31 protein-coding genes and 1 tRNA gene are annotated in these 24559 nt (G+C 62.7%); 21 read left to right on the forward strand and 11 right to left on the reverse strand.

Annotation, left to right across the window (positions count from 1 at the left end):
• Positions 1-56: 56 nt before the first annotated feature.
• Positions 57-290: a hypothetical protein gene (locus X738_RS68500; RefSeq protein WP_023801492.1), complete on the reverse strand. Its 234-nt coding sequence runs from the start codon at positions 288-290 to the stop codon at positions 57-59.
• A 422-nt stretch (positions 291-712) separates the two neighbouring features.
• Between X738_RS68500 and X738_RS68505 the strand changes: the two genes are divergently transcribed.
• The 6 genes from X738_RS68505 (at position 713) to X738_RS68520 (ending at position 7011) form a co-directional block, all read left to right on the forward strand.
• Positions 713-1465 carry a cysteine desulfurase family protein gene (locus tag X738_RS68505; protein WP_051407886.1) on the forward strand — a complete coding sequence of 251 codons (753 nt, stop codon included), beginning with the start codon at positions 713-715 and terminating at the stop codon, positions 1463-1465.
• Positions 1465-1926, forward strand: a complete 462-nt coding sequence (locus X738_RS89150) for an aminotransferase class V-fold PLP-dependent enzyme (RefSeq protein ID WP_373420449.1) — start codon at positions 1465-1467, stop codon at positions 1924-1926. The genes X738_RS68505 and X738_RS89150 overlap by 1 nt, the downstream gene beginning before the upstream one ends.
• A complete protein-coding gene (locus tag X738_RS68510; RefSeq protein WP_051407887.1) occupies positions 1907-2164 on the forward strand; it encodes a hypothetical protein in 258 nt (85 codons plus the stop codon). The genes X738_RS89150 and X738_RS68510 overlap by 20 nt, the downstream gene beginning before the upstream one ends.
• Positions 2161-2628, forward strand: coding sequence for a hypothetical protein (locus tag X738_RS68515; RefSeq protein WP_156942631.1), 468 nt, complete (start codon positions 2161-2163; stop codon positions 2626-2628). Before X738_RS68510 ends, X738_RS68515 begins: the two co-directional genes overlap by 4 nt.
• Positions 2628-4790, forward strand: a complete 2163-nt coding sequence (locus tag X738_RS0142700; RefSeq protein ID WP_023801495.1) for a DEAD/DEAH box helicase family protein — start codon at positions 2628-2630, stop codon at positions 4788-4790. The genes X738_RS68515 and X738_RS0142700 overlap by 1 nt, the downstream gene beginning before the upstream one ends.
• A 481-nt stretch (positions 4791-5271) precedes the next feature.
• Positions 5272-7011, forward strand: coding sequence for a hypothetical protein (locus tag X738_RS68520; protein WP_023801496.1), 1740 nt, complete (start codon positions 5272-5274; stop codon positions 7009-7011).
• Positions 7012-7219: 208 nt separating this feature from the next.
• On the opposite strand, the gene X738_RS68525 is transcribed toward X738_RS68520, so the two are convergent.
• Positions 7220-7296, reverse strand: a tRNA-Arg gene (locus X738_RS68525).
• A 222-nt stretch (positions 7297-7518) separates the two neighbouring features.
• Positions 7519-8406 carry a D-alanyl-D-alanine carboxypeptidase family protein gene (locus X738_RS68530; RefSeq protein WP_023801497.1) on the reverse strand — a complete coding sequence of 296 codons (888 nt, stop codon included), beginning with the start codon at positions 8404-8406 and terminating at the stop codon, positions 7519-7521.
• Positions 8407-8826: 420 nt separating this feature from the next.
• Here X738_RS68530 and X738_RS68535 point away from each other — a divergent pair, with 420 nt between their 5' ends.
• Positions 8827-9921 carry a hypothetical protein gene (locus X738_RS68535; RefSeq protein WP_023801498.1) on the forward strand — a complete coding sequence of 365 codons (1095 nt, stop codon included), beginning with the start codon at positions 8827-8829 and terminating at the stop codon, positions 9919-9921.
• A 381-nt stretch (positions 9922-10302) separates the two neighbouring features.
• Positions 10303-10923: a nucleoside triphosphate hydrolase gene (locus tag X738_RS68540; RefSeq protein ID WP_023801499.1), complete on the forward strand. Its 621-nt coding sequence runs from the start codon at positions 10303-10305 to the stop codon at positions 10921-10923.
• A 50-nt stretch (positions 10924-10973) separates the two neighbouring features.
• Here X738_RS68540 and X738_RS87360 read toward each other — a convergent pair whose 3' ends face one another.
• Positions 10974-11300, reverse strand: a complete 327-nt coding sequence (locus X738_RS87360) for a hypothetical protein (RefSeq protein ID WP_245277753.1) — start codon at positions 11298-11300, stop codon at positions 10974-10976.
• Between X738_RS87360 and X738_RS88455 the strand changes: the two genes are divergently transcribed.
• A complete protein-coding gene (locus X738_RS88455) occupies positions 11287-11415 on the forward strand; it encodes a hypothetical protein (protein WP_280810605.1) in 129 nt (42 codons plus the stop codon). The two genes, X738_RS87360 and X738_RS88455, sit on opposite strands and share 14 nt — an antisense overlap.
• 27 nt (positions 11416-11442) lie before the next feature.
• Here X738_RS88455 and X738_RS68550 read toward each other — a convergent pair whose 3' ends face one another.
• From X738_RS68550 to X738_RS68560, 3 genes are all read right to left on the reverse strand, one after another.
• On the reverse strand, positions 11443-12147 hold the full coding sequence (locus X738_RS68550; protein WP_023801501.1) for a glutathione S-transferase family protein: 705 nt from the start codon (positions 12145-12147) through the stop codon (positions 11443-11445).
• A gap of 88 nt (positions 12148-12235) precedes the next feature.
• Positions 12236-13444: a beta-ketoacyl-[acyl-carrier-protein] synthase family protein gene (locus X738_RS68555; protein WP_023801502.1), complete on the reverse strand. Its 1209-nt coding sequence runs from the start codon at positions 13442-13444 to the stop codon at positions 12236-12238.
• Entirely contained in the window at positions 13445-13702 is a 258-nt protein-coding gene (locus tag X738_RS68560) for an acyl carrier protein (protein WP_023801503.1), read from the reverse strand.
• 204 nt (positions 13703-13906) lie between these two features.
• Between X738_RS68560 and X738_RS68565 the strand changes: the two genes are divergently transcribed.
• From X738_RS68565 to X738_RS68580, 4 genes are all read left to right on the forward strand, one after another.
• Complete coding sequence (locus tag X738_RS68565) at positions 13907-14749, forward strand: urease accessory protein UreD (protein WP_023801504.1); 843 nt, start codon at positions 13907-13909, stop codon at positions 14747-14749.
• A gap of 42 nt (positions 14750-14791) precedes the next feature.
• Positions 14792-15094: an urease subunit gamma gene (locus tag X738_RS68570; protein WP_023801505.1), complete on the forward strand. Its 303-nt coding sequence runs from the start codon at positions 14792-14794 to the stop codon at positions 15092-15094.
• Between the two features lie 40 nt (positions 15095-15134).
• Entirely contained in the window at positions 15135-15392 is a 258-nt protein-coding gene (locus X738_RS68575; RefSeq protein ID WP_023801506.1) for a DUF1272 domain-containing protein, read from the forward strand.
• Between the two features lie 114 nt (positions 15393-15506).
• The gene (locus X738_RS68580) at positions 15507-15812 is read left to right on the forward strand and encodes an urease subunit beta (protein WP_023801507.1); all 306 of its coding nucleotides are present in this window, start codon (positions 15507-15509) and stop codon (positions 15810-15812) included.
• A gap of 47 nt (positions 15813-15859) precedes the next feature.
• Here X738_RS68580 and X738_RS68585 read toward each other — a convergent pair whose 3' ends face one another.
• Together X738_RS68585 and X738_RS68590 are read right to left on the reverse strand one after the other, a co-directional pair.
• Entirely contained in the window at positions 15860-16354 is a 495-nt protein-coding gene (locus tag X738_RS68585; protein WP_023801508.1) for a hypothetical protein, read from the reverse strand.
• 126 nt (positions 16355-16480) lie between these two features.
• Positions 16481-16864: a hypothetical protein gene (locus X738_RS68590; protein WP_023801509.1), complete on the reverse strand. Its 384-nt coding sequence runs from the start codon at positions 16862-16864 to the stop codon at positions 16481-16483.
• Positions 16865-17054: 190 nt separating this feature from the next.
• Here X738_RS68590 and ureC point away from each other — a divergent pair, with 190 nt between their 5' ends.
• The 7 genes from ureC (at position 17055) to X738_RS68625 (ending at position 22678) form a co-directional block, all read left to right on the forward strand.
• A complete protein-coding gene (gene ureC, locus X738_RS68595; RefSeq protein ID WP_031255783.1) occupies positions 17055-18767 on the forward strand; it encodes an urease subunit alpha in 1713 nt (570 codons plus the stop codon).
• Positions 18768-18871: 104 nt separating this feature from the next.
• Positions 18872-19360, forward strand: coding sequence for a DUF29 domain-containing protein (locus tag X738_RS68600; RefSeq protein ID WP_023801511.1), 489 nt, complete (start codon positions 18872-18874; stop codon positions 19358-19360).
• A 156-nt stretch (positions 19361-19516) separates the two neighbouring features.
• Positions 19517-20086, forward strand: a complete 570-nt coding sequence (gene ureE, locus X738_RS68605) for an urease accessory protein UreE (protein WP_023801512.1) — start codon at positions 19517-19519, stop codon at positions 20084-20086.
• Positions 20079-20750 carry an urease accessory protein UreF gene (locus X738_RS68610; RefSeq protein ID WP_023801513.1) on the forward strand — a complete coding sequence of 224 codons (672 nt, stop codon included), beginning with the start codon at positions 20079-20081 and terminating at the stop codon, positions 20748-20750. The genes ureE and X738_RS68610 overlap by 8 nt, the downstream gene beginning before the upstream one ends.
• On the forward strand, positions 20747-21187 hold the full coding sequence (locus X738_RS68615; protein WP_023801514.1) for a DUF3995 domain-containing protein: 441 nt from the start codon (positions 20747-20749) through the stop codon (positions 21185-21187). Before X738_RS68610 ends, X738_RS68615 begins: the two co-directional genes overlap by 4 nt.
• A complete protein-coding gene (ureG, locus tag X738_RS68620; RefSeq protein WP_023801515.1) occupies positions 21184-21825 on the forward strand; it encodes an urease accessory protein UreG in 642 nt (213 codons plus the stop codon). The genes X738_RS68615 and ureG overlap by 4 nt, the downstream gene beginning before the upstream one ends.
• 85 nt (positions 21826-21910) lie before the next feature.
• Complete coding sequence (locus X738_RS68625; protein ID WP_023801516.1) at positions 21911-22678, forward strand: class II aldolase and adducin N-terminal domain-containing protein; 768 nt, start codon at positions 21911-21913, stop codon at positions 22676-22678.
• A 61-nt stretch (positions 22679-22739) separates the two neighbouring features.
• Here the strand turns inward: X738_RS68625 and X738_RS89155 are convergent, their stop codons facing one another.
• Complete coding sequence (locus X738_RS89155; protein ID WP_373420444.1) at positions 22740-23087, reverse strand: HAD-IA family hydrolase; 348 nt, start codon at positions 23085-23087, stop codon at positions 22740-22742.
• Entirely contained in the window at positions 22985-23290 is a 306-nt protein-coding gene (locus X738_RS89160) for an HAD family hydrolase (RefSeq protein ID WP_373420445.1), read from the reverse strand. The genes X738_RS89155 and X738_RS89160 overlap by 103 nt, the downstream gene beginning before the upstream one ends.
• Positions 23291-23526: 236 nt before the next feature.
• On the opposite strand from X738_RS89160, the gene X738_RS68635 reads away from it, so the two are divergent.
• Positions 23527-24483, forward strand: coding sequence for a sugar-binding transcriptional regulator (locus tag X738_RS68635; RefSeq protein WP_023801517.1), 957 nt, complete (start codon positions 23527-23529; stop codon positions 24481-24483).
• Positions 24484-24559 lie beyond the last annotated feature (76 nt).

Raw genomic sequence — 24559 nt, forward strand, 5'->3', positions numbered from 1 at the left:
CGGCAAGCTCGATCACTGAAGCGCCAAGAAGTCTGGGCCGATGGCAATCGTGCAAATCAGATCGCCGGCACCCACTTCCAGAACACGCCCTCCATCCGTTCGGGGTAGTGCTTGAACTCGCATTCAAAGCGCCATCCGTAAGCCTTGGCGGCCGCAAGCGCTGCCGGGCTGACCGGGTTCATGCCCGTTCCCGGCGCGAACCAGTCCTCCAGCAAGTCGTCGGGTATGTAGGCGCCGATCCTCAAAGGCAGCTTTTCGAGGACGACATCCATTTCCTCAGGTGCGGACAATGGCTTCTCCTTTCAAGATCTAATCATGGACAAGTCGTTTGGGGCCGATGGCGTTCCAGACCGTGGCTGAGATCGGAGGTGACCGTCATGGGCGGACGGACCCGGTTTACGAGATGTGGCTGAAACAGGAAGGCCGGCAGAGAAATGGTTCACCGATGTTCGGAACGGACCCGTGTCCGACCCGAGACATAGGTGACGCGACATCGATAATAACGCTGGCTTTTGCCTGAGGGGTTGACCTCCTAGGATAAATAAGCTCTCATGTTCATGATACGTTCTTCTTTTGCGCAGAGAGCCAAGCTGCATCAACCGGCCAGCGCCGTGCAAGGTGGGGGGCGTGGCGCGGAACAAGGGGATTTCCTAATACGGCTGCATCGCTGCAAAACGCTCTAAGTTAAGGTGCCGCAGAATCGAGAACGCATATGAGACAAACCGAGGCTGTTCTTCCTATCTACCTAGACGGTCACGCGACGACGCCGTTGGCGCCGGAGGCGGAGCAGGCGATGGCGCCTTGGTGGCATCGCCGAGCGGGCAATGCGCATTCTCCCCATAGGCGCGGGACCGAAGCATCAGTTGCAGTGGAGCGGGCCCGTATTGAAGTCGCTAGTCTAGTCGGCGCCGCCCCACAGGAACTAGTGTTCACCTCGGGCGCGACAGAAGCCAACAACATGGCCATCCTCGGAGTCGCTAACGCGGCGCAACGTGCAGGCGATGGGCGTCGAGAGATCATAGTGTCGGCCATCGAGCACAAGAGTGTCCTAAGTGCGGCGGCTAGCCTTGGGGAGCAGGGCTTTAAGATTCGCGTCTGCCCAGTGAGGCGCGACGGGCGGCTGGACGTGATTGCATTTCAACAACTGTTATCCGATCAGACTTTGCTAGTCTCGGTGATGGCCGCCAACAACGAGGTCGGGACAGTTCAGCCAATTGCCGATTTATTGTCCGATGTTCGGGCGGTTGGTGCGATGATTCACGTAGACGTTGCGCAGCTTGTTGGTAAGCTTCCGACCTGCGTAGCCGACTATGACTTCGCCAGCATTTCCTCGCACAAGTTATATGGCCCTATGGGCATAGGCGCGTTGTTCGTCTCCGCTGCCGCGCAATACCGCCCACGACCGCTGTTCCACGGCGGCGCGCAGGAGGGGGGCTTCGCCCTGGCACGCTGCCTACCCCTCTGATCGTCGGCTTTGGTGCCGCGGCTCGTGTAGCGGCACTTCGTCTTGAGAAAGACCCGGCCCACGTGCGCGATTTGGCCGATCGTCTCGTCAGCCGTCTGGAGGCGAAACAGGTCCGGCTTCAAAGAAATACAACCGGCTCTCATCAGCTGCCTGGAAGTCTAAGTCTCCGATTTTTCGGGGTAGATGCGCCATCATTGATCGACGCGTTGGCCAATAGTGTATGCTTATCAGAAGGTTCTGCTTGCACGAGCGGCCAAATACAGCCGTCACATGTTCTCTCTGCAATGAGCTTTACAGAATCCGAAATGCGAGAGACTGTTCGTATTTATTGTGGACGGTATAACGGTTGCTCCGAAATAGACTATGCGGCTGACGCAATCGCGGACGCCATCCGGCGCATGACTCTTGCACACTGGAGCGATCCTCCAGTAAGGTCGGTGAATGAAGGACGTTCTCGCTGATTCTGGTATGCGCCTGCAGTTTGCGGGCCATGAAACCTTCCCGCTCCGCCAGGCCTCGGAGGCGGTAATGACCATGCTCGCCGACAAGATCGGTGAGGAATATATTCTCACGCGCCACAACTCTAGCGACGGTGCCTCAAAGGAACCCGAATTTATAGAGGCAAGGGGCAAAACCTATAATCTGACCACCTATAACAGCGAGATCGAAGGCACTCGCATTACTTGGGTGAAGCAGTGATGCGTCTCATTCATTCTCCGGTTCGACGTAGCAAGACGTTCGAGAGCACTCTGCAAGCGCTCGGCGGGAAGGACGCGACGTTGTTCCCGACGTTGAGGGAGGCACTCACCTTTTGCGCCGTCCTCGGCTACAAAGAGAGGCGCAGGCAACCTCTCGATACGCGAGCGGGAACCGAGGATATCGCGGGCGCCCAGTATCAGCTCAACGAGGCCGTAGACGTGATCTTCGCACTTGCTCTTGCCGACCGCAAGAACTCGGACATTCTCCGCCCCGATAAAGAGCGCGAGTGCGTTCAAATCTACGAAGAGTACGCCAACGGAGGCCTCGAACTCGTCCAATCGTGGATAGATCGATATTCGGATCAGAGCGTCGAAGACGCGGTATGGCGTGGCTTGAGTACGATCGGTGTCAAGCCTCCAATCCCGTCGAACTCTGCGGGTGAGATTGTCGAACCGACCTTCTGATGCTTCGCAAACTTGAACTCAAAACGAACTACACATCAGAAGTCGACAACATCTACGCCGATTTCTTCGTCCCGGCGCTTAGTGAGGCGGTCTCGTACCGTCGCGCCGTCGGGTTTTTCTCGCTCGGTGTTCTACTCAACACACCGGCCGCGATGTCTACCCTTGTTGTCAACAAAGGGCGGATCGAGTTAATCTTCGGCAGGCTCGTCGCACCGGAGGACTTTGAAGCTATTCAAGCCGGCGTGTCGAAGCCGTGGACCGAAGAGGAGCTCCCGCGTTTCGATCAGCTAATCGCCGATCACGCTGGCAGTCTGCTCGAGTACCGCATTCGGCTCCTTGCTTGGTTGTTCTCGACCGGCGGGCTCGAAATGAAGGTCGCCGTCCGCCCGAGGGGAATGTTCCATCAAAAGATCGGACTGCTTCAGGACCGTATCGGCGATGTCATCTCGTTCAGTGGCTCGATGAACGAGACCATTAGCGCCCTAGATCCGCGTTTTAATTCGGAGGAGATCACCGTGTTCCGGTCGTGGAATCAGGGCCAACAGTCCTACGTGGACAACCACGCCCAAAACTTCGCTCGTTTGTGGTCCGGAGAAACTGGGAGCTCTACAGTAATCTGCTCATTGCCCGAAGCGATCGAGAAGGGACTGGCCTTCGTTATGGATCAGTTCCCGGAGCCTCCGACGCCGCAGCAGGAGTCCGAGCGCGTCCGCTTCTTCTTCGAAAAGCACATTGTCGGCAACTACATGCGACCTGCAGTGCCAAAAACCCTACGCGGATTGCCGTTCAGCATGCGCGATCATCAACTCGAAGCGCTGCGGGCCTGGAGTGTCAACGGCTACAATGGGATCCTCGAGCTTGCCACCGGCGCCGGAAAGACCATGACCGCTATCTATGCGGCGACCAAGACCGCCGAAGCGAATGAGGGGATCGCCCTGATTGTAGCCGTCCCCTATCAGGACCTCGCCGAGCAATGGTGCGAGGAGCTTCGTCAGTTCAACATACAAGCCCTGCGTTGTTACGGGAGCAGGGCGGAGTGGGAGCCCAGCGTTCGGGCCTACCTGCAGCGCAACCGTGGTCATCAAAGAGAGTTCATCGCGATTGTGGTCGTCAACAAGACGCTCAAGAGCGATCACTTCCAAGCGTTCGCGAAACAGCTGGACTGCCAGCGGCTCTTCTTCATCGGTGATGAGTGCCACCACCACGGCAGCAGTAGCTACGGGGGCAAATTGCTACCAGGTGCGAAGTTTCGAATCGGTCTGTCGGCCACGCCGTTCCACTATCTGGACGATGACGCCAATCAGCGTCTGCGAGAGATCTACGACAAGTCGGTGTTTCAGTATACGCTGGCCGACGCCGTTCGCGACAACGTGTTGACGCCCTACGAATATATACCGATCCCCGTCGAGCTCACCCCGTACGAAGCCCAAGAGTACGTATTCCTTAGCGATCAGATCGCCCGTGCCTTTTCCGCGGCCAAGAACGACATGGGCGGCCCGAACGGCCTGAAGCTGAAGTCCCTGCTTATGCGGCGCGCTCGGCTCATTGGGGCGGCCGAGAACAAGTTGGTGGAACTAGGCAAACTGCTCAGTCAACACAGGGTCGAACCGCACTCACTGTTCTATTGCAGCGATGGTCGCACCGTCAGCGATGACGACGATGATGTGAATGATCATAGCGGACCCGTGGGCGCGGAGATGAAACAACGCCACGCGGTCGCGCAAGCTTTGAGCAAGCGCGGCGTTCGGGTGTCCCCGTTCACGTCCGACGAGAACCGTTGGCAACGTCGGGAAATCCTGCGTCAGTTCAAGGATGGAGAAACAGAAGCCTTGGTAGCGATCCGCTGTCTCGACGAAGGCATCGATGTACCGGCCTGCCGGACGGCATACCTAATCGCGAGCTCCCGCAACCCTCGGCAGTTCATTCAGCGGCGGGGGCGCATCCTGCGGCGCGCTGAGGGTAAGGACCGGGCGACGATCTTCGATTTCGTCGTGGTCCTCCCGGAGGGAAACCTTCCGGACCAGGATATGGCTGTGGACTTCCTCCGAAACGAGCTTGGGCGCGTGGCGGACTTCGCGCGTAACTCGCTCTATCCGGCGAGTTCGATTAAGCCGCTGCTTCCTTGGTTGCAGCGCTATGACCTCGTGCACCTGTCTGCCTGAAGGGGCTAGAATCAGACTCACCCGCCCGCTCCCCCGGCGCCGGACAGCAAAAAGGCCCGGTTACCCGGGCCCTATAAGCTTTTCAAATCTAAAGAAGATTTGGAGCGGGTGAAGCGATTCGAACGCTCGATCCCAACCTTGGCAAGGTTGGCGCCCCAGCGTAGATGAAACTGATAACTACGTTTCCGCTGGAACACTATGAAGTTGCAGCCGAGTGCACGCCAAAATGCGCTGCTGCAGGACGCGGTTCGCCAGACCACTGCGATGCCATGATCGGAAGCTATCGATGCGGGGACGCTGCAGCCGCGGTCATATGGCCCCAAAGGCGTGGCGGAGCATCAGGAGGGTCATGATCGCCTAGACACGGGGAGCCTTGGCCGGAGTGTTATCGATCATCCATCACGGCTGGACGCTTTGCAACACAATCAGCGCCCTTGAGTTCCTCGACAGATGTCGGGGATGCGCTACTATAGGTGACGCAATGCCGAAAGGATTTTATGACCTCGGTCCGCACAGCCGACGGGTTTCGACAAGCTCGGCGGCGGCGCAGCAATGGTTCGATCAGGGTCTCAACTGGCGTTACGGCTTTAACTTTGAAGCGGCGAGCGATTGCTTCGGCCGGTCAGCTTCCGAAGATCCCGCCTGCGCGATGGCCCATTGGGGCGTCGCTTATAGTTTTGGCCCCTACTACAGTCGGCGTTGGGAAGACTTTCCGCCAGCGGAACTGGAAAAAGCGTTAGCACGGGCCCATGAAGCGCTGCACGCGGCGCGGGCGGACCGCGCAGCCGCCGACGAAACTGAGCGGGCGCTGATCGAGGCCATGGCCGAGCGTTGTCCCTCGCCGAGGCCGGCCGATTTCGAGACCATGGGGCACTGGAACGACGGCTATGCCGCCGCGATGCGCCGCGTGCATGCACGCTATCCGGACGATCTCGATGTCGCCGCGCTGTTTGCCGAGGCGATGATGATCCGCACGCCCTGGCAGTTGTGGAATTCGCGCACTGGCGATCCAATCGAAAGGGCGGACACGTTCGAGATCGTGGACGTCCTTGAAAGCGGCTTGGCACGCGCCGAGGCGGCGGGCGTCAAGCATCCCATGCTGCTGCACCTCTATGTTCACGCGATCGAAATGTCGCCGCACCCGGAGCGCGCGCTCGCAGCCGCGGATGCTCTGCGCACGCTCGCGCCGGACGCGGGGCATATGCTTCACATGCCCTCCCACATCGATGTCCAGATCGGCCAATATTCGGCAGCCATTGAGGCCACTGACCGGGCGATCGCAGCGGACCGCCGCTATGCCGCGAAGGAGGGCGCGTTCAACTTCTACACATCGTCGCGCTGCCACGATTTGCACCTCAAGATCTACGCAAGCATGCTTGCCGGCCGCTACGCTTCAGCGATCGAGGCTGCCGATGAATTGGCGGCGAATCTGCCCGCTGAGTTGTTGCGATTGTCCAATCCGCCGCTGGCCGACTGGCTGGAAGGTTTCGTGCCGATGCGCCTTCACGTGATGGTGCGGTTCGGAAAGTGGCGTGAACTGACGGAAGAGCCGCTACCCGACGATCCCGAACTCTACTGCGTAACGACCGCACTTACCCACTATGCCCGTGGGGTTGCACACGCGGCGGTTGGCGAGGTCGACGAGGCGGCGGCGGAGCAGCGGCGGTTCGAGGACGCCGCGTCCGCAATTCCGGAAACTCGGATGTTCTTCAACATTCGTTATGTCGACATCCTTGCCATCGCGCGCGCGATGCTTGCGGGCGAGATCGCCTATCGCAAACAGGCGGTCGACGTCGCCTTTAACTCGCTGCGGCGGGCGGTCGAGCTCGAAGACGATCTACCCTATTCCGAGCCTTGGGGCTGGATGCAGCCGGTCCGCCACGCGCTGGGGGCACTGCTACTTGAGCAAGGCCGTGTAGACGAGGCTGCGGCGGTCTACCGCTCCGATCTCGGGCTGGACGAGTCCGCGCTCCGCGTCGCGCGCCACCCGGACAATGTCTGGGCGCTCCAGGGCTACGTCGAGTGCCTCGAGAAACTCGGCCAGGAAGAGGAACTCGCGCGGCTTCGCCCGAAGCTCGATGCGGCCGGGGCGGGCGCCGATATCGAGCCGTCCAGCTCTTGTTTCTGCCGGCGGCAGGACTTCTGCCAACGTGAGACCGATATGAACGAGATCTGTTGTCCGAAAATGGAATGGCGCGCCCGAAGAGATTCGAACTCCTGACCCCCAGATTCGTAGTTTGGTGCTTGCGTGAGGTCGCCATTTTCCTCAGCCAAATGGATCGCGCCAACAAGTCCTCTTGATCCGCAGATCACGCGAAAACGCACGCCACACCATGATCACTACCGGTAGCAATATGGTTGCAATTCTAGCTAGGCCATTATCGACGAGGAACTTTAAGTCTGTAACTTGCTGGAATCATTGAAGATTTTGGCGCACCCGACAGGATTCGAACCTGTGACCTCTGCCTTCGGAGGGCAGCGCTCTATCCAGCTGAGCTACGGGTGCTTTCAGGATCGACGATCCGGAAAACGAAGCAGCCGGTGAACCGGCCAGCCACGGCTTCTTAGCGGAAGCCGGCGCAGGCTTCAACGGGCAAGTGGCAGGCGCCGTAAAGTTGTCCCGGCGCCTCTGTTCTATCGGTTCGCGCCGCATCCGGTCGCCGCGTGGCCGGCCTTTCGCAGGCTCAGGGCGTTCGTCATTCGACATGCCCTGGCTTTCGTCCGCCCCTCACTGCTCCCCGGCATACAGCAACCTTGTCGTCGTGTTCGACGCCGGCGACAGGTTGCGCTGGATCAGCGCCTCGACGTGGTCGTTGCGCTGGCGCGCGCTGTCGGCGCCCATCACCACGAGAATCAGCCGGCGGCCGTCGGCATCGTAGGAGGTGACGATGTTGAAGCCTGAGGCCCTGATATAGCCTGTCTTGATGCCGTTGACGCCGCGGACGCGGCCGAGCATGTCGTTGTGGCCGCGCACCAGCCTGCCCCGGAACATGAAGTCGCTTTCCGAAAAATAGTGGAAATGCTGCGGGAAGCGGGCGCGCAGCGCCGTGCCGAGCACCGCCATGTCGCGCGCCGTCGTCTGCTGGCCGGCGTCCGGCAGGCCTGAAGCGTTGCGGAAGACGGTGCTGCGCATGCCGATCTGGCGCGCTTTGGCGGTCATCATCGCGGCAAACGCGTCTTCGCTGCCGCCGAGATATTCGGCGACGGCGACCGCCACGTCATTGGCCGATTTGACGGTGATCGCCCGGATCGCCGAATCGACGTCGATCGTCTCGCCGCGCCGGAAGCGCAGCTTGGTCGGCGGCTGCCTGGCGGCGTTGGCCGAGACCGGGATCAGCGTCGTCTTGCTGACGCGGCCTTGATCCAGCGCCTCGAACAGCAGGTAGAGCGTCATCATCTTGGTCAGCGACGCCGGATAGCGCGGCGCCGTCGAGTTGGCCTCGAACAGCGTCCTGCCGCTGCTGCCGTCGATGACAACAGCCGCATATTTCTGCGCCGGCGCCGGCACCGCCAGCATGGTCTCCGTCGGCGTCGTCGCGCAGCCGGCAACCAGCACCAGCAGCGCAAACGCCGCGACAAATTTTTTGATGAGCGGGAAGTGGCGCTGTTTGGACATTCTGAAGGTAAGCTGTTGCTGAAACGAGTGGGAAACTAGCCTAACCCAATGGCGCCGTCCATTTGGTTAATGCCGGTGTTCACGGCAATCGCTTCGGGTTTGAATTCCCTGGGTGTTGGTGCTGCCCCTCACCTGCCTGCCGGCATCCTCTCCCCGTATAGTGACGGGGAGAGGGACGCTGGCATCGATGGGTTTCGCCAATCACCAGCGTTCGCAAGAAGTGGCGCCGGCCTTGCGGCCAGCCCCTTTCTCCCCGTCACTATACGGGGAGAAATGCCCGGCAGGGCAATGAGGGGCAGCGCCGACGATCGACATTGAGCTCCACATGGAGTTCCAGCCTGGCATGAAATGCTCATCGCCCAGCTTGCGCAACCGGCACCGAGCGGGTTTGCTGGCGCCGGCAGAATCAGGAGGTGCGCCATGCTCACGATCAAGGCAAAGGGCATTTCGGTAACGGTCGATCTCACCGTCGGCCATCTCGCCGACATGACGGTCGATAGCGACGGCCGCCGGCTAAAACCGCTGCATCGCGCGCCATGGATCGACGAGCCGCGCGAGACGCTGCCGCAAGACCTGCCCGATGGCACCGTTCGCCTGTCCGGCGATTTTTTATGCGCGCCGTTTTCGCGCAGCGATGTCGAGGAAGCGCCCTTGCACGGCTGGCCGGCCAACAGCCGCTGGGATGTCGTCGCCTCCGCGGCGACTGCCGATGGCTGGCGGGCCGTTTTCAGGCTGCAGCACAAGGTCATGGGCGCGACGGTCGACAAGATCATCACCCTGCGCGACCATCATCCGTTTCTCTATCAGGAACATGTCTTTTCCGGCGGTTCGGGCGCGATTTCCGTCGCTCATCATCCGATGACGGTGATGAAGGACGGCGGCAGGCTGGCTTTTTCGCCGAAGCGGTTTGCGGCGACGCCGGACGACCCGCTCGAGCCCGATCCGGCCCGCGGCCGGTTCCGCTTCGCCTATCCCGCGCGTTCGACCGACCTGACGCGCTTTCCCGCCGCCGATGGCGGCACGCTCGACCTGACCGACTACCGCATCGACCACAGCCGAGAGGATTTCGTCACGCTGGTCGAGGCCGACCATGGCGGGCCGGGCTGGACCGCGCTGGCGCGAAAAGCGGAAGCCGATCTCGTTGTGGTGCTGAAGAACCCGGCCGAACTGCCGGTCACCATGCTGTGGATCAGCAATGGCGGGCGCGACTACGCGCCGTGGAGCGGCCGCCATCGCGGCGTGCTCGGCATCGAGGACGGCCGCACCGCGCTCGGCCATGCCGCGTCGCTGGGTGACAACTGGCTGAAGCGGGAAGGGGTGGCGACCGCCTTTGCCCTTGGCGGCAATGTCTCGTTCCGCCACGTCATCGGCGCACTGCCCTTAATGGACGGCGAGCCGCCGCGCGACATCACCACCACGCAGGGGCGCATGCGCCTTGCGACGGCTGACGGTTCGACGCGGGATGTCGCTTTCGATGGCGATTTCCTGCGGATTGGCAGGTCGGGTTCTGGTTGATTGGCGAGCGGCCGCGTGCAGCCTTCCCTTCTCCCCTTGTGGGAGAAGGTGGCCTCGCGAAGCGAGGTCGGATGAAGGGTGTTCCAGGGAACACCAACGTCTCATTCCGTCCAACACCCCTCATCCGTCTCGGCGCTGCGCGCCGATCCACCTTCTCCCACAAGGGGAGAAGGNTCCGTCCAACACCCCTCATCCGTCTCGGCGCTGCGCGCCGATCCACCTTCTCCCACAAGGGGAGAAGGAAGAAGCGCGGCGCCGACGTCGCGGGCAATGAGGGGCGGCGGCGACCTCGACAATTGGGCGGTCGTCAACACCGCGTTTGAAAATCCCGCCAACTATAGCCAAGATGCGATCGAAAAACACCCAGCCAGAAAGGCTCCGATGTCCGAGATCGCTCACCTCGCCGCCACCATCTTCAAGCGCGCCGGCAAGGCGCGGCGCTTTGTCGTTGCCATCGCCGGCCCTCCGGGCGCCGGCAAGTCGACGCTGTCGGCCCGCCTGCATGAGCTGCTGCCGGAAGGCGCGGCCGAAATCGTGCCGATGGACGGTTTCCATTACGACGATATCGTGCTCGAGCGGCGCGGCCTGCGCGCGCGAAAAGGCGCTCCGGAAACCTTTGACTTTGCCGGCTTTGAAACCTTGCTGAAGCGCATCCGCGCCGCCGAGCCCGACATCGCCATTCCGGTATTCGACCGCAGCATGGAGCTGTCGCGCGCGGCTGCTTCGATCATCGCCGCCGACACCAAGTTCATCCTGGTCGAAGGCAATTATCTCCTGCTTGACGAGGCACCGTGGTCGCGGCTGGCGCCGCTGTTCGATTTCTCTGTTTTTGTCGATGTGCCGCGCGCCGAGCTCGAGCGCCGGCTGCTCGAGCGATGGCACGAGCATGGCCGCTCCGACGAGGACGCCCGCGCCTGGATCGCTTCCAACGACATGCCCAACATCGATCGCGTGCTTGCCCGCCGCCGCCCCGCCGATCTGATGGTCGGCGATCACGCCTGATTTGCAAGGACCAGCCGCGCCTGGAACCTTAGGACTTTCCGGCCGTTGTGTCAGATACGGCAATGATGCTGACATGAGGAAGACTGTCCGATGGCTACTCCGATGGCAACCAAGGCAAGAAAGCCTGCGCCCGGCAAGGGCAGGGCAACTCGATCCAGGGCAACTGGATCAAAGGCAACTGAATCCAAGGCAACTGAATCGAAGACCGGCGCTGGCCCGGCCGTCGCCGCCCGCTCCAAGGATGCAAAGCCCAGTTTTGGCAAGGCAGCACCGAAGAAAGTGACGCCGACCGCAGCCAAGGCCACGGCAAAACCGGCCAGATCGAGGAAGTCGGCAAGCGGCGGCTCGATGGCGGACAGCGCGATGCGCACCGTCAAGACGACGGCCAATGTCGCGGCCGGCGCGGTTGTCGCCACCGCCAAGACCGCTGCGTCCCTCGCCGCTTCCGTCATGGGCAAGGGCGGCTCGAAACCCAAAACCAAGGCAAAATAGCCGGTTTTCGGCGCCTGCGCCGATGCGCTAGCCCCGGGCAGGGATAGCAAGACCCCTTTGCACCGCCGGCCGGGCAAGGCCGCGCTCCAGCCATGCCGCGACATGGGAAAAATCGTCGAAGCCGACAAGCTCCCTTGCCTCGTAAAAACCGATCAGATTGCGCACCCAGCCCAGCATCGAGATATCGGCGATGGTGTAATCGTCGTCCATGATCCAGCTGCGGCCCGTCAGCCTCGTCTCGAGCACACCGATCAGCCGCCGCGATTCGTCGCGATAGCGTGCCAGCGGCCGCTTGTCGGCGATCTCGCGTCCGGCGAATTTGTGGAAAAAACCGACCTGCCCAAAGATCGGCCCGATCGAGGCCATCTGAAAAAACACCCACTGGATCGTTTCGTAACGTCGCGCCGGGTCGGCCGGGATCAGCCTGCCGGTCTTGTCGGTGAGATAGAGCAGGATGGCGCCGGATTCGAACAGCCCGATCGGCTTGCCGCCCGGGCCGTCCGGATCGATCATCGCCGGGATCTTGCCGTTCGGGTTCAGCGACAGGAATTCCGGCGTCCAGCTCTCGTCCTTGCCGATGTTCACCGCATGCGCCTCGTAGGGCAGGCCGAGTTCCTCCAGCGCGATCGACACTTTCACTCCGTTCGGCGTCGGGAACGAATAGAGCTGGATGCGGTCGGGATGGCTGGCCGGCCAGCGCGTGGCGATCGGAAAGGCGGACAGGTCGGTCATCGAAACTCCTGGGATTTTTTTCGCGCAAGCGCGCTGTCGTGGCGCGTGGCAAGACGCGTCTCGCCGTGTCTGGATGATCCGGTTGCCGTCAGACCGCCTTGAACGCCAGCACCGCATTCGTGCCGCCGAAGGCGAAGCCGTTGCTGATCGCCGCGCGCACCTTGCGCTCGCGCGCCACATTCGGCGTGATGTCGAGATCGCAATCGGCGTCGGTTTCGCGAAAATTGGCCGTCGGCGGCACGATGCCTTCGCGGATCGCCATCACGCAGGCGATCAGCTCCAGCGCGCCCGACCCGCCGAGGCAGTGGGCATGCATCGATTTGGTCGAGGAGATCGATAGCCTGTGCGCATGATCGCCGAAGACACGCTTGATCGCCGCCGTCTCGATCTGGTCGTTGGCCTTGGTGCCGGTGCCATGCGCATTGATGTAGTCGATGTCTTCCGGGTTGAGCCTGGCATCGACGAGGCAGAAGCGCATCGCCGCCTCCGGTCCTTCGACGGTCGGCGCGACGATGTCGGAGGCATCGCCGGAAAGGCCGGCGCCGGCAATTTCGGCGAGTATAGTGGCGCCGCGCGCCATGGCATGCTCGTAGGTTTCCAGCACGACCATGCCGGCGCCTTCGCCGAGCACCAGGCCCTGGCGATCGGCCGAAAACGGCCGGCAGGTGTCGGGCGCCAGCACCCGCAGCGCCTCCCAGCCTTTCAGGATGCCCCAGACCAGCGGCGCATCGGTGCCGCCGGCGAGCATGACGTCGGCGCGGCCAAGCCTGATCTGGTCGACTGCCGAGGCAATGGCGTGATTGGACGAGGAGCAGGCCGAGGTGATGCCGAAGACCGGCCCGCGCAGGCCGAGATTCATGCTGACGTGGCCGGCCGCAGCGCCCGGCATCACTTTCGGCACGGTGAAGATGCCGGTGCGGTTCTTGCCTTCGAGCAGGATGGCGCGATAGCTCTCTTCGATCGCCTCCCAGCCGCAGACGCCGACGCCGACGATGGAGCCCATCCGGTAGGTGTTGGCCGCGTGCAAGCTTAGCCCGGCCTGTTGCGCGGCCTCGCGCGCGGCGATCGTCGCCAAAAGGCTGAAACGGTCCATCGACACGACCTGCTTGCGGTCGATGCCGTGCTCGGGAAGCGTCCTGATTTCGCAGCCGACCCTGATTTTCAGGTCATGCAGCTCCGAATTGACGATCGGGCCGATGGCCGAGCGGCCGGCGCGCATCTCGTCCCAGATCGCCGGCACATTGGTGCCGAGCCCGCATAAGCCGCCGATGCCGGTAATGACGACGCGCTTGGGCATTCAGTCAGGCTTTTTCGCGATCAGTGCGCGAACCGCCTCGACCATGTCGCCGACGTTCTTCAAATTGCTCCAGGCATCGACCGTGTTCATCTCGATCTCGATGCCATACTGTTCCTCGAGGTCGAAGATGATCTCCGTCAGTTCCAGCGAATGGATGCCAAGTGACGTCAGTTCGGTGCTGGTGGTGATTTCTTCGCCACCCGGCTCGGCATGGGCCTTGATCTTCTCGATGATGTCCGTTGCCAGCTGGTCAGCCATTCGGTTCCTTCCCCAACCCTTGTCGTTCCCCGACGCCAATTGATCGGCGCCTGTTTTTCCCCAGGCTCAAATTGTCATCATCGCCTTTTATCCCGCCAGGCGCTGTGTGACCGTACCAAGACGGCTCCTCTATAGAAACCGAAACGTTGTCAAGCAACAAGCTTATATGTCGACAAAGCCGGCGCTGTGGTTATCGTTGCCACCATGGATATGATCGAACCTGGCCTGACCTTTGTGCCGCCGGCCCAACGCGTCGCCGGAACGGCGCGGCTCGGCTGTGACAGGAATGGCGGCCGCACGCGTCTTCGGCGGCTTTATCAGGATGGTTCCGCCAAGATCCGCATGCCGGCCGTCTCGGCCGATCCGCTCGAAGCCGTGCTGATCAACACCGCCGGCGGGCTGACCGGCGGCGACCGCCTCGGCTGGGACATCGATGTCGGCGCCGGCGCCTGCGCCAGCATAACCACCCAGGCCTGCGAGAAGGTCTACCGCGCCGCGGCCGATCGTGCCGAGGTGCGGGTGAAGCTGACCGTCGGCGCCGGCGGCCGCATCGCCTGGCTGCCGCAGGAAACCATCCTCTTTGATCGCTCGGCCTTCGCCCGCAGGCTCGACCTGGAGCTTGCCGCCGGTGCCGAGGCGCTGGTGCTCGAGGCGACCGTTTTTGGCCGCCTCGCCATGGGCGAACGCGCTGCGCACGGCGATTTCCACGACCGCTGGCGCGTCAGTCAGGACGGAGCGCTGGTTCATGCCGAGGATTTCCGCATCGGGCCGGACATTGCCGCGATTCTGGGCGGTTCGGCCGTGGCCGGCGGCGCCATTGCCATGGCGACGGTGCTGATGATCTCGCCGCGGGTCGAGGCTTTGCTCGATCCGGCCCGGGACATCATCGGCGGCCAGGGCGACGCCAGCGTCTGGAGCGTGAAGAAATCTGGCAAGCTTCTTGCGAGGCTGTTTGCCGAGGACGGCTACCAGCTCCGCAAGCGGCTGGTTCCGCTCGTCGAATTGCTCAACGGACGGGCGGGTCTGCCCAAATTATGGTCACTCTAATTCCGATTATGCCATTCTGACTATGCTGTTGCGGGGAAACGCATGAACCTGACGCCTAGGGAAAAGGACAAGCTGCTCATCGCCATGGCGGCGATCGTGGCGCGCAAGCGGCTCGAACGCGGCGTCAAGCTCAATCACCCGGAGGCGATCGCGCTGATCACCGACTTCGTCGTCGAGGGCGCCCGCGACGGCCGCCAGGTCGCCGAGCTGATGGAGGCCGGCGCCCACGTCGTCACCCGCGCGCAGGTGATGGAAGGCATCGCCGAGATGATCCACGACGTCCAGGTCGAGGCGACGTTTCCCGACGGCACCAAGCTGGTGACCGTGCATGAACCGATAAGATGAGGGCCGATACGATGAGGGCCGATAAGGTGAGGTGAGAAAAATGCTTGAGCTGCGCCCCAACTGCGAATGCTGCGACAAGGACCTGCCGCCTGAGGCGACGGATGCGCTGATCTGCACCTTCGAGTGCACATTCTGCGCCGAGTGCGTGGACCGTGTGCTGGGCGGCGTCTGCCCGAACTGCGGCGGCAATTTTTCGGTGCGCCCGATCAGGCTGGCAGCGATGCTGAACAAATATCCCGCCTCGACAAAGCGCGTCCTCAAGGCCGAAGGCTGCGGCCCGGCCCGCAACGCCGCATGACGGCACAATCCTGACAGCGAAAGGCATACCGATGGTCCCGATCAAACGCACCTCCCTCTCGGCGATCCTGCTTTTCGCCGCCGGCCTCGTCTTCGGCGTCTTGTGAGGCTGGCGATGATCCCGGGCGAAATCATCACGGCAGGCGGCGAGATCGAGCTCAACAAGGGCCAGCCAACCGTCACCATGAAAGTGGCCAACAGCGGCGACCGGCCGATCCAGGTCGGCAGCCACTATCATTTCTTCGAGACCAATGAGGGGCTGAAATTCGATCGCGACAGGGCGCGCGGCATGCGCCTCGACATTGCCGCCGGCACCGCGATGCGCTTCGAGCCCGGCCAGGAGCGCGACGTCACCTTGGTGCCGCTCGGCGGAAAGCGCGAGGTCTACGGGTTCCAGCAGAAGATCATGGGCGCGTTGTGAGATCCCCTGGTCGCGTTGTGCGATCCAGAGCGTCGCGCGGTTTCGGCTCAGCCGGGCGGCTTGGCCGCCGCGTAGATGACGACCTTGCCAGGATCGTCGAATTCGACGGCGAGAACGTCTTCGGTCTGCACACGTCGAGAGTCGATGGCGTTGAACAGCAATGCGTTCGCCTCGATCTCGTCGCGCAGTTCCGCAATGTCGTCCTGATGCTGCTCGACCTTGCTTTCGATCGCCGGCGGCAGCCCGCCTTCCGTGCGCGCGGCGTCGGTAAGGAACACGATGTCGACCTTGTCGAGCTTGGATGTCTTGCGCACCGCGCCGATGTTTTCACGCGTCCGCTCGATCGCGGTAGTGACTTTACCGGCCTCGACAGCGGTGTTGGTCTCTTCCTGGCCGACCTCCGAGCCGATGATCTTGTTCTGGGTCTCAGGGCCTTCAAGGCCCTGCGCATTCAGCCCGGCCTGGGGAGCGCTCGCCGCAAGAAACGCAGTTGCGGCAAGCATATGCAGCCATCTGGTGTCGGGGAAGGTGGTGATCGCCATCGCTCGCTCTCAAAGCCTCTTTCGAGACCCGTTTCTAGGCCAAAAAGTCGAAACGTATTCCGCCCTGCGAAGGTTCCCTCCCCGATGCGGCAGGCCGACTTCGTGCCGGCCCGCCACGGCGCGTCGTCAGCTCGCCTTCTTGGTGATCAAGGTCAGCGAGCCGTTGGCGTCCATGCTGGCGGCGATCACTTGCGCCGAGGTGAGCCCCTTGGCTTCGAGCGCGGATTTGACCTGTGGCGTCGCGTCGATCGAGCTGCGCAATTTCTGCAGGCCGTCCTCGCCGCGCTTGGCGATCACTTCGTTGACCTTGGTCTGTGTTTCCTTGGGCAGTTCCTCGATGTCGACGACGTTGACGGTCTGAATCGCCGGCGCTTGCGGCTGAGCGCCGGGCGCTGCGGGAGCGGGCGAAGCCGGCGGCTCGGCAGGCTGCGGCGCAGGCTGTTGCTGGGCGCTGGCAGCGGTCGCGAGCAGCAGGGTGGCGGCGGCTGCGAGAGAGATCGTTTTGCGCATAAAACTTCCTTTCCATCGATTGGCAAACGGTCGTTTTGGGGTGACCTTGCCACCTCAAACGCTAAATGGGATCGGAAGGTGTCGCCCAGCAGGTCATTGCGTGACCATAGGATGGCGACAATGTGGGCCGGGGTTCGACCGGCTGTATCTTGGGGCTGTATTTGGGGCCGTATTTCGGGAGCAATTGCTGATGGCTAGAATCACCCGCGCTGCCTATGCGCAGATGTACGGCCCGACCGTCGGCGACAAGGTGCGGCTTGCCGATACCGAGCTGTTCATCGAGGTCGAGAAGGATTTTACACTGCATGGCGAAGAGGTGAAATTCGGCGGCGGCAAGGTCATCCGCGACGGTATGGGCCAGAGCCAGGTGTCCCGCGCGCAAGGCGCGGTCGACACCGTCATCACCAATGCGCTGGTCGTCGATGCGTCAGACGGCATCTTCAAGGCCGATATCGGCCTCAGGGACGGCCGCATTGCCGCGATCGGCAAGGCCGGCAATCCGGACATGCAGAACGGCGTCAGCATCATCATCGGCCCCGGCACCGAGATCATCGCCGGCGAGGGCAAGATCCTCACCGCCGGCGGCTTCGACGCGCATATCCATTTCATCTGCCCGCAGCAGATCGAGGAAGCGCTGATGTCAGGCATCACCACCATGCTCGGCGGCGGCACCGGACCGGCGCATGGCACGCTGGCGACCACCTGCACGCCGGGGCCGTGGCATCTGGCGCGCATGATCCAGTCCTTCGACGCCTTCCCGATGAACATCGGCCTGTCGGGCAAGGGCAATGCGTCGTTGCCGGCCGCGCTTGAAGAAATGGTGCTGGGCGGTGCCTGCTCGCTTAAGTTGCACGAGGACTGGGGCACGACGCCGGCGGCAATCGACTGCTGCCTGTCGGTCGCCGACAACTATGACGTGCAGGTGATGATCCACACCGACACGCTGAACGAGTCCGGCTTTGTCGAGAACACGGTGGCGGCGATCAACGGCCGCACCATCCACGCCTTCCACACCGAAGGCGCCGGCGGCGGCCATGCGCCCGACATCATCAAGGTTTGCGGCCTGCCCAACGTTATCCCGTCGTCGACCAATCCGACCCGGCCCTACACCGTCAACACGCTGGCCGAGCATCTCGACATGCTGATGGTCTGCCATCATCTGTCGCCGTCGATCCCCGAAGACATCGCCTTTGCCGAAAGCCGCATCCGCAAGGAGACCATCGCCGCCGAAGACATTTTGCACGACATCGGCGCCTTCTCGATCATCTCGTCGGACAGCCAGGCCATGGGCCGCGTCGGCGAAGTGGCGATCCGCACCTGGCAGACTGCCGACAAGATGAAGCGCCAGCGCGGCTCGCTGCCGCAGGAGACCGGCGACAACGACAATTTCCGCGTCCGCCGCTACATCGCCAAATACACGATCAACCCGGCCATCGCGCACGGCCTGTCGAACGAGATCGGCTCGGTGGCGGTCGGCAAGCGCGCCGATCTGGTGCTGTGGAACCCGGCCTTCTTCGGCGTCAAACCGGACATGGTGCTGGTCGGCGGCATGATCGCCGCCGCCCCGATGGGCGATCCCAACGCCTCGATCCCGACACCGCAGCCGATGCACTACCGGCCGATGTTCGGCGCCTATGGCAAGGCGATGACCAATTCGTCGGTGACTTTTGTCTCACGGGCGGCGCTCGATGCCGGCCTGCGCGGCCGGCTCGGCGTCGACAAGCAGATGGTCGCCGTCGACAACACCCGCGGCGGCATCGGCAAGCATTCGATGGTGCTCAACGACGCCACCCCGCATGTCGAGGTCGATCCCGAAACCTACGAAGTCCGCGCCGACGGCGAATTGCTCACCTGCGAACCGGCCACCGTGCTGCCGATGGCGCAGCGGTACTTTTTGTTTTGATCCTACAGACGCCCTGTTGGCGGGGCGTCAAATTCGGTGCTCAGTTGTCCAAGCTCTGACGTGCCGTTTTGCGATTGTCTCGAAATTGCGGCATGATGGGCCTCATGAACAGGATTGATCGTCTCAGGGCCCTCACTCCCTACGAAGCGGACTACGTCCAGTGGTGCGCCGAGCAAAGCGCATTGTTGCGCGAAGCTCGTTTCTCCGACCTCGATCGTGAGAATCTTGCCGAGGAGATCGAGAGCTTGGGGAGACGTGACAAACGAGAGATTCGCAGTCGGATGGAGGTGCTGCTTGCACATCTCCTGAAATGGGAATTCCAACCCGGCCATCGAAGTCATAGTTGGCAGTCGTCAATTTCCGAACAGCGCATCTGGATCGGAAACATCATCAAGGACAGCCCGAGTCTTCGCCGATATCCCGCTCAGATTTTCGACGAGGCATATAAAGACGCTTTGCTTGTCGCGGTCAGGGAAACGGGTCTCAGGAAATCTCACTTTCCAGGCGAACCTCCATTCACATGCAAGCAGGCGCTCGATGAACGATTTTGGCCGGGAAACCCGCTATCGATCGGCGATTTCCTGCGGGATTAGCTGGGTCCTTCAGCGACGGCCGCTTTCACACCACCTTCGTCGCCGCCGCCCTCGTCTACCAGATACGTTCATCCTGCGGCTCTTCGACACGATCGTTTGAGCACCATTGGGGCGGCGGATGCGATAGGCTACGCTTGTTGGGAGAGGCAGTTTTACATGAAGCTCGACATCCGCACCGATTTCACCAAATTCCCGCGTGCCGTTTCGGTTCTGAGCGCCGGCGAGGCAGGAGCGGTCGCGCCCTACGATCGTGCGGTGCTGGCCCATGACGAGCGGCATCTGCGCCGCCGCGCCATCGAAACGGCCCGTAGCGATAGAGTGCTGGTCGACCTGCCCGAACCGGTGGCCTTGAACGATGGCGACCGCCTGGTGCTGGAGGATGGCCGTCATATCGAGATCGTCGCGGCCGAGGAACCGCTCTACGATATCCGTGCCGACAGCGCCGTGCACCTGGCCGAGCTTGCCTGGCATATCGGCAACCGCCATCTTGCCGCCGCCATCGAGGCTAACCGCATCCTCATCCTGCGCGATCATGTCATCAAGGCGATGCTGGAGGGGCTTGGCGCCACGGTGAGCGACGTTTCAGAGCCGTTCAAGCCGCTGCGCGGCGCCTATTCCGGGCACAGTCACGGTCATGCCCATGCCGAGGCGCATGCGCACAGCGGTGCGCATTCCCATACCCATGGCGAATCGCATACCCACAGCCATTCGCACGACCATGACTGACCAGCCTTCCAACGTCGCTTTGTTGCGGCTGATGGCGTGGCTGTCGCCTGCCTTCCCGGTCGGCGGTTTTTCCTATAGCCATGGTCTCGAACAAGCCGTGCATGCCGGGCTGATCGCCGACAGCAAGGACCTCGCCGCATGGCTGGAGACGCTGGTCGAGATGGGCTCGGGCTGGAACGATGCCGTGCTGTTTGCCGAAAGCTGGCGGCGCGCCCGCCAAGCCGGCGATCTCGCCGAAATCGCAGCGCTCGCCGAGGCCTTGGCCGGCTCGCGCGAGCGCCACACCGAGACCATGCTGCAGGGCGCCGCCTTCCTGAAGGCGGCATCGGCCTGGCCGTGTCAGGTGCTCGACCGTCTGCCGGCCGAGTGCGCCTATTGCGTCGCCGTCGGTGCAACTGCCGGTGGCAACGCCATTGCCCTGCGCGATGCACTGTCGGCCTTCCTGCACAGCTTCTTTTCCAACCTCGTCCAGGCCGCGATCCGGCTCGGCGTCGTCGGCCAGACCGGCGCCACGGCGCTGCTCGCCGGCTTCGAGCCGCTGGCCTTGGAAACTGCCGCTCGCGCCGCCGGTTCGACGCTGGATGAACTCGGCGGCTGCGCGTTTGTCTCGGATGTCATGGCGATGAAGCACGAAACGCAATATTCGCGGCTTTTCCGCTCATGATCGTCCTCGCCTTCGCGATCTCCTTCGTCTTGCTGCTGATCACCACCCTGCATGTCTATTGGGGCATTGGCGGGATCTGGCCGGGCAGCGACGCTGGCTCCTGCGCCCGCGCGGTGGTCGGCTTTCGCGGCGTCGACGAAATGCCGGCGCCCTTCGCCAGCTTCGCCGTCGCCGCCTGCCTCGGCCTGGCGACACTGTGGCCGCTGGCGCTCGAAGGCGTGTTTGCCACGCCCTTTCCCAAGGCCGGGCTTGCCGCGACAGCGCTGCTCATCGCGCTGGTCTTCCTGGGGCGCGGCATTGCCGGCTTCACGCCGTGGTGGCGCCGGCTGGCGCCCGAACAGCCTTTCGCGCGGCTCGATGTCAGCTATTATTCGCCGCTCTGCCTGGTTGTAGGGCTCGGCTTTGCAGTGCTAGCCATCACGGAGTTCGTCGCATGACACAAGCCAATGGTCCCCTTCGCGTCGGCATCGGCGGCCCCGTCGGCTCCGGGAAGACGACGCTCACCGAAAAGCTCTGCAAGGCGCTGCGCGACGAGTTCTCGATCGCCGTGGTCACCAACGACATCTACACCAAGGAAGACGCCATGATGCTGGCCCGGCTGCAGGCGCTGCCCGAGGATCGCATCATCGGCGTCGAGACCGGCGGCTGCCCGCACACCGCCATCCGCGAGGATGCCTCGATCAATCTGCAGGCGATCGCCGAGATGACCAGGAAATTCCCGGATCTCGACATCGTCTTCATCGAATCGGGCGGCGACAACCTCGCCGCCACGTTTTCCCCGGACCTCGCCGATCTGACGCTCTACGTCATCTCGGTCTGCCAGGGCGAAGAAATCCCGCGCAAGGGCGGCCCGGCGATCACCCGGTCGGATTTCCTGGTCATCAACAAGAGCGATCTCGCCCCCTATGTGAACGTCAATCTCGATGTCATGGAGCGCGACGCCGCCCGCATGCGCGGCAAGCGGCCGTTCGGATTTACCGATCTGTCGCGCGGCAAGGGCCTGCAGCAGGTGATCGATTTTGTCGTCGAGCATGGCGGGCTGCGCATCGACGCCGCCAGAAGCACTGCGGCGTAAGCCAAAGCGCTCGCCTGCACCAAACGAAACCGGTTGCGCGCATCTGCGGCGCACGGCATCCTTGCTTCTTTCACGGAGGTTTTCGATGAGCATCGCCCGCCTGCAGAAGGAAATGCTGACCAACCTGCCCTTCTACGAGGAACGCGTCGATCTGGCTTGCGCCTTCCGCTGGACGGCGCGGCTCAACATGCATGAAGCGGTGGCCAATCATTTCTCGCTGGCCGTCAACGATGACGGCTCGCAATTCCTGATGAATCCCAACCAGGTGCATTTCTCGCGCATCAAGGCGAGCGACCTGCTGCTGATCGACGCCAACGATCCCGATACGCTCTCCGGCCCGGATGCGCCCGACCCGACGGCATGGGGGCTGCATGGCGCCATCCATCGCAATGTCCGTCATGCGCGCTGTGTCATGCATGTGCACTCGATCCACGCCACGGTGCTCGCTTCGCTCGCCGACTCGACGTTGCCGCCGATCGATCAGAACGCGGCGATCTTCTTCAACCGCCACGTCGTCGACGGCCATTATGGTGGGCTCGCCTTCGAGGAAGAGGGCGAACGCTGCTCGCAGCTGCTCACCGATCCGAAGGTCAAGGTGATGGTCATGGGCAACCATGGCGTGCTGGTCATCGGCGATACCGTCGCCGACACCTTCAACCGCATGTTCTATTTCGAACGCGCCGCCGAGACCTACATCAAGGCGCTGTGGACCGGCCGTCCGCTGCGGATCCTGTCGGACGAAATCGCCGAGAAGGCAGCAGCGGAGCAGGAAGATTATCCCGGTCAGGCCGAACGGCACCTGTCCGAATTGAAGGCGATCCTCGACGAGCAGGAGCCGGTTTACCGGAACTGAGCGCCCTTCTCCCCGTCACTATGCGGGGAGAAGGACGCTCTGATCGGCGGTTTCGCCAATCTTAAAGCCCGAGTTCAGCCCGCAATTCGTCGGCGCTGTTGATGACGATCGCGCCGGGCGGCCCTGCCATGGGTGCTTCCGGCCAGAAGATCGTCTTCATCCCCGCCGCCAGCCCAGCCGTGGAGCCGGTCACGCTGTCCTCGACGGCCACGGCATCGGCCGGATCGACACCGGCCAGCCATGCGGCCCGCAAAAAAGGTTCGGCATGCGGCTTGCCTTCGCGCACGTCGTTGCGGCTGATCGTCTTCATGCCGGGATAGAAAAGACCGACCATGCGCAGATTGGCGTCGACGNCGGCTTCAGCGTCTCGGCCATTGGCAGATAGTGGTCGTATTTGCGCACGATCCAATCGTCGAAGGCCAGGCCGAGGCCGAACTCGTCGCGCAGCATCTCGTAGACCGGCCATGCGGCGATGCCGAGCACGCGCTCATGCAGGTTGGCCGGCGCCGCGATGCCGACGCTGTGCAGCGCCGCTATCAGCGCCGCCTCGTGCAACGGCTCGCTGTCGACCAGCGTGCCGTCCATGTCCCAGAAAACCGCTTTCGGCGTCATGCAAGGCTCCTTTGCCCGAATCCCTTAAAGGGTTTGCCTCGGGAGATAAACCGCCGCGCCTGGCTGCACCAACATTGTGGGATCTGCTTGGATATAACCCCCACTCGAAACACCGCACGCACCATCGGGAGCTTTACTAGGCAATTGCTCTGGCAACAGGCAATTGCTTACAAGCGCATTCCCCGGTAGAACTAAATGCGCTCCCGCTCGGTGCTCGGGGGCAGGGAGGCAGCAAGTTGAATTCCCGGCAGGACAGCGGCAGCAACAGGCTGGACGACGCGGCGCGCGCCGGCTGGCTCTATTATGTCGCCGGCAACACGCAGGACCAGATCGCCTCGACGCTCGGCATCTCACGGCAGACGGCGCAGCGGCTGGTGTCGCTGGCGGTCTCGGAAGGGCTGATCAAGGTGCGTGTCGACCACCCGATCGCCAATTGCCTCGACCTCGCGGCCCGGCTGAAATCGCGCTTCGCGCTCGATCTGGTCGAGGTGGTTCCAAGCGATCCTGCTTCCTCCTCCACCATCGGCGTCGCCGTGGCGGCGGCCGCCGAGATCGAGAAACGGCTGCGCTCGCCGACGCCGATCGTCATGGCGATCGGCACCGGCCGCACGCTGAAGGCGGCAATCGAGCAGCTGCCGCCGATGGAATGCCCGCAGCACAAGGTGGTGTCGCTGACCGGCAACATCTCGCCCGACGGTTCGGCCGCCTTTTACAACGTCATCTTCACCATGGCCGACAGGGTCAAGGCACGCTCCTTCCCGATGCCGCTGCCGGTCATCGCCTCCTCGCCGCAGGAGCGCGAGATGCTGCTCAGCCAGCCGATGATTCAACCGACGCTGGCGCTTGCCGCGGAAGCCGACGTCACCTTCGTCGGCATCGGCGATCTCGGCCCCAAGGCGCCGCTTTACGAGGACGGCTTCATTTCGGAGAGTGAATTGAAAGCGCTGCAAAAGGCCGGCGGCGTCGCCGAGATCGTCGGCTGGGTGTTCGATCGCGAAGGCCGGATGATCGAGGGCATCACCAATGACAGGGTGTCGTCGGCATCGTTGCCGTCGCGCGAAAAATCGCTGGTGATCGCGCTCGCCATGGGCGAGCGGAAGCTGCCCGGCATCCTTGCGGCTGTGAACCGGCGGCTGGTCAACGGTCTCATCACCGACGAGCGGACCGCCGCCGCCTTGCTGGCCGCCAGCTGATTTGCGATAAGCCCAGCAAGGCTATTTGCGCCGGCCATAAGGATCGTTGCCGTCGAGAAAACCCATGTCGCGCTGC

Origin of the sequence: Mesorhizobium sp. L48C026A00, assembly GCF_000502375.1 — a bacterium.
GTDB classification, from domain to species: Bacteria; Pseudomonadota; Alphaproteobacteria; order Rhizobiales; family Rhizobiaceae; genus Mesorhizobium; species Mesorhizobium muleiense.